Annotated in this window: 7 protein-coding genes; 3 read left to right on the top strand and 4 right to left on the bottom strand. The window is 45.0% G+C overall.

Features of this window, described 5'->3' with window-relative positions; genetic code table 11:
• Positions 1–529: 529 nt before the first annotated feature.
• Entirely contained in the window at positions 530–997 is a 468-nt protein-coding gene (locus tag C7B77_RS21225) for a VOC family protein (protein ID WP_106309514.1), read from the bottom strand.
• A 386-nt stretch (positions 998–1,383) separates the two neighbouring features.
• On the opposite strand from C7B77_RS21225, the gene C7B77_RS21220 reads away from it, so the two are divergent.
• The 3 genes from C7B77_RS21220 to C7B77_RS21210 all read left to right on the top strand — a co-directional run bounded on the left by C7B77_RS21220 (position 1,384) and on the right by C7B77_RS21210 (position 4,875).
• Positions 1,384–1,572 (top strand): hypothetical protein, encoded by a 189-nt coding sequence (locus C7B77_RS21220; RefSeq protein ID WP_146138433.1) that lies wholly within the window; start codon positions 1,384–1,386, stop codon positions 1,570–1,572.
• A gap of 36 nt (positions 1,573–1,608) precedes the next feature.
• The gene (locus C7B77_RS21215; protein WP_106309509.1) at positions 1,609–3,948 is read left to right on the top strand and encodes a transglutaminase TgpA family protein; all 2,340 of its coding nucleotides are present in this window, start codon (positions 1,609–1,611) and stop codon (positions 3,946–3,948) included.
• 174 nt (positions 3,949–4,122) lie between these two features.
• Positions 4,123–4,875 carry a class I SAM-dependent methyltransferase gene (locus C7B77_RS21210; protein ID WP_106309506.1) on the top strand — a complete coding sequence of 251 codons (753 nt, stop codon included), beginning with the start codon at positions 4,123–4,125 and terminating at the stop codon, positions 4,873–4,875.
• A gap of 243 nt (positions 4,876–5,118) precedes the next feature.
• Here C7B77_RS21210 and C7B77_RS21205 read toward each other — a convergent pair whose 3' ends face one another.
• From C7B77_RS21205 to C7B77_RS21195, 3 genes are all read right to left on the bottom strand, one after another.
• A complete protein-coding gene (locus tag C7B77_RS21205) occupies positions 5,119–5,403 on the bottom strand; it encodes a DUF2288 domain-containing protein (protein WP_015162664.1) in 285 nt (94 codons plus the stop codon).
• Positions 5,404–5,479: 76 nt separating this feature from the next.
• The gene (locus tag C7B77_RS21200) at positions 5,480–6,118 is read right to left on the bottom strand and encodes a lysophospholipid acyltransferase family protein (RefSeq protein ID WP_106309503.1); all 639 of its coding nucleotides are present in this window, start codon (positions 6,116–6,118) and stop codon (positions 5,480–5,482) included.
• A 36-nt stretch (positions 6,119–6,154) separates the two neighbouring features.
• Positions 6,155–6,463 (bottom strand): tetratricopeptide repeat protein (locus tag C7B77_RS21195; protein ID WP_483862467.1); only part of this gene is annotated, 309 nt, incomplete at its 5' end.

The raw sequence follows: 6,463 nt of genomic DNA, 5'->3' as shown, positions 1-6,463 counted from the left end.
TCCCAAGCTTGGGAGCGACTGAAATCGCGCCGAGGTCTCCTCGGCGTGCGTTTCAGTCAAGACAGAGGGGAGCCAGAGCCGCAGGAGCTGGCGGGGTGAGGGACACCTGGGTTTTCGATCGCAAAAAAAGGTTTGTGAAACGGATTTGGTATTAGGCGTTAAAGTTAGTTTTCAGATATAAATCATTTTTGCATGGGGTAACCGCTGAAAACGAGAATACAGATCCTGAATTATGCTTCTATTCTACCGATCGATTCGCTGTGAGATCCCCTACATGTCTTTCTCACCGCGCCTCGGACATAACGAGAGCTAATTTTTTAGACTGAGGACAAAAACGAGGAACCCCATGTGCCGCTAGTCCCAGCGAAGAAAAGTGCGCCGCAGAAGGCACGCGACAAATAATTAAACAGAAGCCATCGGCTCGGATTGTAGCGATCGTAGCCTCAATAACATAAGACGATCGAGCAAAGACCACCGATCGATCGATCCAGCGTACAAGCTTCGCCACCAAAAACCTAAAACCTAAAACCTATTCCCCTGCTTCACAGCGAATTTCCACCATAAAACCATCCGGATCGTAACAATAGATGCCGCGACCTGTCGATCGAGTGACGGGTTCGCCCTCAATTTTGACCCCATGGAATTGCAAAACTCGCACGGCTAAGTCAAATAAAGCAGGCGCGATGTCAAATGCTAGATGATTGACACGAGTGAATTGCACGGTAGGATCGGGCGATGGTGGCGACAAATCTGGCTCGGCAAACAAATCGAGAATGGTACCGTCGGGAATCCGAAAATTTGCGACTCGACCCTGCTTGACTAATTCAATCAGGCTCGATGGAATGTCGGTTCCCGTCAGCTCGTGCAAACCCAAAATTTGGCCGTAAAAGTGACGCGAGGCTTGCATGTCTGCGACATTCAGAGCGATATGGTGCAAGCCGAGCAATGCATCGACAGGCAATGTTGGCGTAGATTGAGCAGTCACGATCGTAGTCATATCGCAATGGTTTTTAAAAAGTAAATGGCTCAAAAGCCCAATCTCTCGTCCAATAACAATTTCTAACGTTACTACTCTCAGATACAGATCCGAGCATAATTCTCACCCATCCGATCGGGATTTAACGATTGACAGGATTAGGCTGTCAGTACTATCCAAGCATTACCCATCCACCCATCCACTCATCTACCCATCTACCCATCTACCCCTACAACACTACTATCCTAACGAAAACCGGACGAATTTAGAGATCGTTCTGATTCAATAGTGTCCCGATATGAAGATAGCGGTCGTGTATATTCAAACTAAGAGGAAGATTTAACCAGTGACAGTGCATTACCTGGGGTTGCCAAGTCAACCAAATATCTAAATCAAATTGAGAGTGAGTGCCCAACGTGGAAGATCGATTACCGTCATTAATTCAAAAACAGCTCGATGCAGAAATTCGGCAACATCCGCCGCTATTTCCATGGGAAACAGAATTAAGTGACTATGAAACAACCGAGCCAGAATCTGGGAACCCTAAACTTATTCAGATCCCAACGCCATCACCCGAACTCAACCGCGATCGGTGACTATTTGAACTAGCTAGTTGCCATTTATAATTTTATATGTCCTTATCTTCAAATCCGCGCGCGACTTCGATCTTTGCCAATATTCAGCAGCAAATGGCTAAGATGCCTAAAACGGCACCAGAGGAATCGCTATTGTTGCGAGTGCTGGTGCAAGCGATGGTAGTAGTCGGCATTATTGCCACTGATGTAGCTGCGGAAACGCAGATGAGTTTGTGGGCGATTCCGCTGAGTATTGCGGGTGCTACTTGGAGTTGGTATCATCGTCACGATCGCAATATCGGGATGAAATTTGGCCTAGCATTTGCGATGTTGGGTGCATTGGGTTATTTTGTCGCGAATCTAATTGGGAGTATTAATGATACGCGGCTAGTTTTGGCAGAATTATTGGTACAGATGCAGACGATTCATACTTTCGATCTGCCGCGCCGCAAGGATTTGGGCTATTCAATTACGATCGGGTTAATCTTAATTTGCGTTGCTGGTACTTTGAGTCAAACTTTGGCTTTTGCGCCGCTATTACTATTATTTTTAACGATCGCAATTCCGGTATTATTTCTCGATTATCGCGCGCGGATCGATCTCCCGCCACTGAAAATTTCTAGTCCGAGTCAGATTGTCAAAATTGGGCTACCGTGGAAAAGATTGGGACAATTATTATTAATTGTCATCGCGATCGGTTTAGTTATTTTCGCAATCATGCCGCGCTTTCCTGGCTATCAGGGTTCTCTCCCCGTCAGCGCGCCAGTTCAGTACGAACAAACCAAATTCGATCCCCAAGGTATTCAGAATCCCGGCTATCAGCGCAAGGGTAAAGCTGGGGGTAAAGGTGGGTCGCAGATCGATGGCAACAACGGTAATGGCGATGGCGATAGCGATGGCAAATTAGATGAAACTTTTTATTATGGATTTAACTCGCAAATAAACCAAAATTTGCGGGGCGCAATGAAACCCAAACTTGTCATGCGAGTGCGCGCTCAAGCTGCCGGATTTTGGAAAGCATTGGCATTCGATCGTTATACCGGACAAGGCTGGGAAATTTCCCAAAACAATCGCACGCGGAAAATCCGTCGCCCTGCATGGGACTATAAGTTTACGATCGATTATCGGCGGACGAGAATGCCCGTTAAGCGAGTCATCCAAAGTTATACTGCTTTGGAAGATTTGCCCAATATTATTCCAGGAATGCCAGTAGCTCATGAAATTTATTTCCCTACTCCAGAAATTGCCATAGATCTCGAAGGAAGTCTCCGTTCTCCTGTCGGTTTACACAAAGGTTTGACTTATACAGTTGTTTCGCAAGTCCCATATCGCGATCGGCAATTACTCGATGGAGCCAGTACTACTTACGACCCAAAAATTGTCGAGCGATATCTGCAAATTCCCGATAAAATTGCGCCTAAATTACAACAATATACCCAAAATTTAGTCGATGATTATCCGAAACGACAAGTTAGCGAAAATAGCGAACCTTTAAAATCAAACTACGCCAAAGCTCTCTATCTGGCTCAATATCTCAAGCAAAATTATCGCATCCCGCAAGATCCGCTAGGACTAGAGCGCGTTCCCGATGGTGAAGATCTATCGAGCTGGTTTCTGTTTCGGTGCGAGGGCAAATCGACTAGTTGCGAACCTGGCGGTTATGCCGATCATTTTGTCACGACTTATACCATGATGTTGCGATCGATCGGGATTCCAGCACGATTGATAGTTGGATTTGACTCTGGTAAATTCAATCCATTTACTGGATATTATGAAGTATCCAATACCGACGCACACGCCCTCACAGAAGTTTATTTCCCCGATTTAGGTTGGTTTGCCTTCGATCCGATTCCAGGGCATCCCTTGACCCCACCAGGTGTCGATGAAGAACAGACTTTTAGCGTGCTCGGACAACTGTGGAAGTGGGTAGCTGGCTGGTTGCCTTCCCCTGTTACTGCTTGGATCGCCATGATTTGGTCGTTAACAATCGGTTGGCTGATAGTTGGTATGGCTTGGTTTTTCGGTCTATTCAACCAAGGTTGGTTGGGTATATTTATCGGTAGTGCGATCGCAATTGCGATCGGATTCTGTGGTTGGCTAGGATGGCAACAATTGAGTAAATGGCGATATCGACAATGGTTGAAAAAGTTATCGCCAGTCGAACGCGTCTATCAACAAATGTTGGCTCATTTACGCGATCGAGGTATCTCCAAACATCCCGCCCAAACTCCTTTAGAATATGCCCGAGTAGTTGGCAATACTCGTCCGAATCCAATTGGTAGTTTAGTTACCGAAATCTCTCAAGCTTATAGTGCTTGGCGATATGGAGCCGAAGCCCAACATCTCGATCGATTGCAGCAGTTATTAGCCGATCTTAAGAAAGAAAAAACACATTAATTAGTCGATCGTCGATCGTCGATCGCGAGAGAGTAACATACTATCCAGGCTCGATCGGATGAGAAGCGGTGCGTTTTGCTAGCGCAGAAACACACCCTACTCTGTTATAATTAGAGCCGGATTCGCGCGATCTTTGTCGATCGACAATTATCAATTATCAATTAATCTTCGCACATGTCTACATTTCCGATCGTGCCGTATTTGAACGGTTATTGGCAAGACGCATTTAATTTAAAACAACATCTCCAGCAATTTTTGGAGATCGAGCCAGAGCGATTAGACTTAAAATTTGCGACTGCGGTAGAGGACTTAGCCGAAATCGGACGCCGCGATTTTAATTGGGAAGATGCGAGTGAATTTTATCGCGATCGTGTGGGTGAAGCTTATTTATTTGAGTTAGCAGCTTGGCATCTTTCTAGTACCGATTATATCGGCGATACGCTAAAATTAATTGCCGATCGCGCGCAGGGAAGAGTGCTAGATTTTGGTGGTGGAATCGGTACCCACGCGATCGCTTTAGGATTATGTCCCGCAGTTACTCACGTTACTTATTGCGACATCAATCCGATTAATTATAACTTCGTCCAGCATCGAGTTCGGCAATTAGGTTTGGAATCAAAAATTACCTGTTGTATGGAATTAGATCCCACCGAAACCTTCGATACGATTACTTGTTTCGATGTCATGGAGCATTTACCAGAGCCAAGTCAGCAGTTACTTCACTTCCACAAAATGTTGAAAACTGAAGGAAAGATGATTACTAATTGGTATTTTTCTAAAGGAGCGAGTCAAGAATTTCCGTTCCACTTAGACGATCCCAAAATTATCGAGCGTTTCTTTAGAACTTTACAAACAAATTTTATCGAAATTTTCCATCCATATTTTATCACCACTCGTTGCTATCAAGCGATGATAATAGATCTATAGTACCTGCCAGTTTAGTAAATAAAAGAAGGCAGCAACTACACAAATCAGATTTACAAAGACTTCTTTTGCGAGTGATACCCACTGTTGCCCTCACCCCGCCAGATCCTCCGGCTCTGGCTCCCCTCTCCCAAAATTGGGAGAGGGGCTGGGGGTGAGGGCGACAGGTTGGGGAGCTTTTCAAACCGGATTTGGTATTAGCTACCTTCTGCCTTCTGCCCTCTACATTCGCTACATAAATAGGTCTTACTCCTTTACTAACACGTAAGGCTGAATAATCATTGCTTGAAATTTTTGACTGGGGTTACTATTCCACCGAGCGAGGATTTCTGGAGATGGTTTGACCAAAAGTTGCTCGCCGATCCAGTGTTGAACGGACTGAGTATTATCGCTAGCGATCGCTACACCTACATCTAAAAGATCGAGATCTGGACTAACCAAAATTACTGCATCTTTTTGGATATGTGGCTTGAGCCACTCTAATTCAGCCTCATCTAGTAGTTCGGTCAATTGTTCGCGTAAATTTTCCATGAGTGCGATTGTAGGCGATCTTTGTCTGGATAATTATAACAATTTTGGATGAGGGGATCGGATTTAGTCGCGATTTCTAGCGACCCAAATCGTGCAACTGATTAATTTTGACAGTACAAATATCTGTAACTCGATCGAGTTCCGATCTTTTGGTTGAAGTTGGCGGATCGATTAATTTATCGATCCTAATTGTTACTGGAGTTGCTTGGGGATATTTTTTACCCTTTTGCTCGATCAGATGCGTTCCCCACAGACACACGGGTAGGATGGGTACCTGAGCCTTCGCTGCAATCAACGCCGCTCCCGGTTGTGGATTGACTACTTTACCATCAGCCGTGCGCGTCCCCGAGAGAAAAATTCCCGCACCCCAACCTTCTTCGAGATAAGCTAATGCCGTCTTAATTGTAGTGCGATCGACAGCACCGCGCTTGACCGGATAAGCACCATATAACTTAATTGCTTGTTTTAATACTGGCACGTCAAATAGCTCTTCTTTAGCCATATATGCCACGGGACGCAAGATCGCCGCCGATAATAGGGGTGGATCGAAATTACTCCCATGATTGCACACCACTACAAATGCACCCGTTTTGGGGATATGTTCTGTACCTTCTACTTTGCCCTTGAGATACAAATAAAAAAATGGATTTATCAGTGTCTGCTTGAAAGCATGATAAAAGACAAGATTGATAAAAGGTTCGCGAGATCTGGACATGGAATTGGTGTTGAAAGTTATGCTACTTAAATTTTATCAATTAGCGGTTGCCCCCCGTTGTTTGAGAAAATCTATGGCCTGTTGATATATTTTTTGATTTCCTTGTTGTTTGGCAAGTTTAGCACTTTGTCGAATGCTGGCGATCGCAGCGGCGCGATTGCCTAGCGAATCGTAGATTAACCCTCTGATGATATAAGAGTTGGCATTTTGCGGATCGAGTTGGATACTTCGCTCGACGTCAACTAAGGCAGCGCGACTATTGTTAAATTTTACATACTTTAAAATACCACGAGCCAAATATGTCGCTGCGAATGTGGGTTGGAGTTGAATCGATCGATCGAAGTC

Origin of the sequence: Chamaesiphon polymorphus CCALA 037, assembly GCF_003003845.1 — a bacterium.
Taxonomy (GTDB): Bacteria; Cyanobacteriota; Cyanobacteriia; order Cyanobacteriales; family Chamaesiphonaceae; genus Chamaesiphon; species Chamaesiphon polymorphus.
The sequence above is the reverse complement of the archived record's forward strand: the minus strand, read 5'-3'. Positions and strand labels throughout refer to the sequence as shown.

What these genes read in the sequence shown, in the direction of transcription:
- C7B77_RS21225 (WP_106309514.1), bottom strand. Translation starts at nt 997, where the DNA reads ATGACTACGATCGTGACTGCTCAATCTACGCCAACATTGCCTGTCGAT.
- C7B77_RS21210 (WP_106309506.1), top strand. Translation starts at nt 4,123, where the DNA reads ATGTCTACATTTCCGATCGTGCCGTATTTGAACGGTTATTGGCAAGAC.
- C7B77_RS21200 (WP_106309503.1), bottom strand. Translation starts at nt 6,118, where the DNA reads ATGTCCAGATCTCGCGAACCTTTTATCAATCTTGTCTTTTATCATGCT.
- C7B77_RS21215 (WP_106309509.1), top strand. Translation starts at nt 1,609, where the DNA reads ATGTCCTTATCTTCAAATCCGCGCGCGACTTCGATCTTTGCCAATATT.
- C7B77_RS21205 (WP_015162664.1), bottom strand. Translation starts at nt 5,403, where the DNA reads ATGGAAAATTTACGCGAACAATTGACCGAACTACTAGATGAGGCTGAA.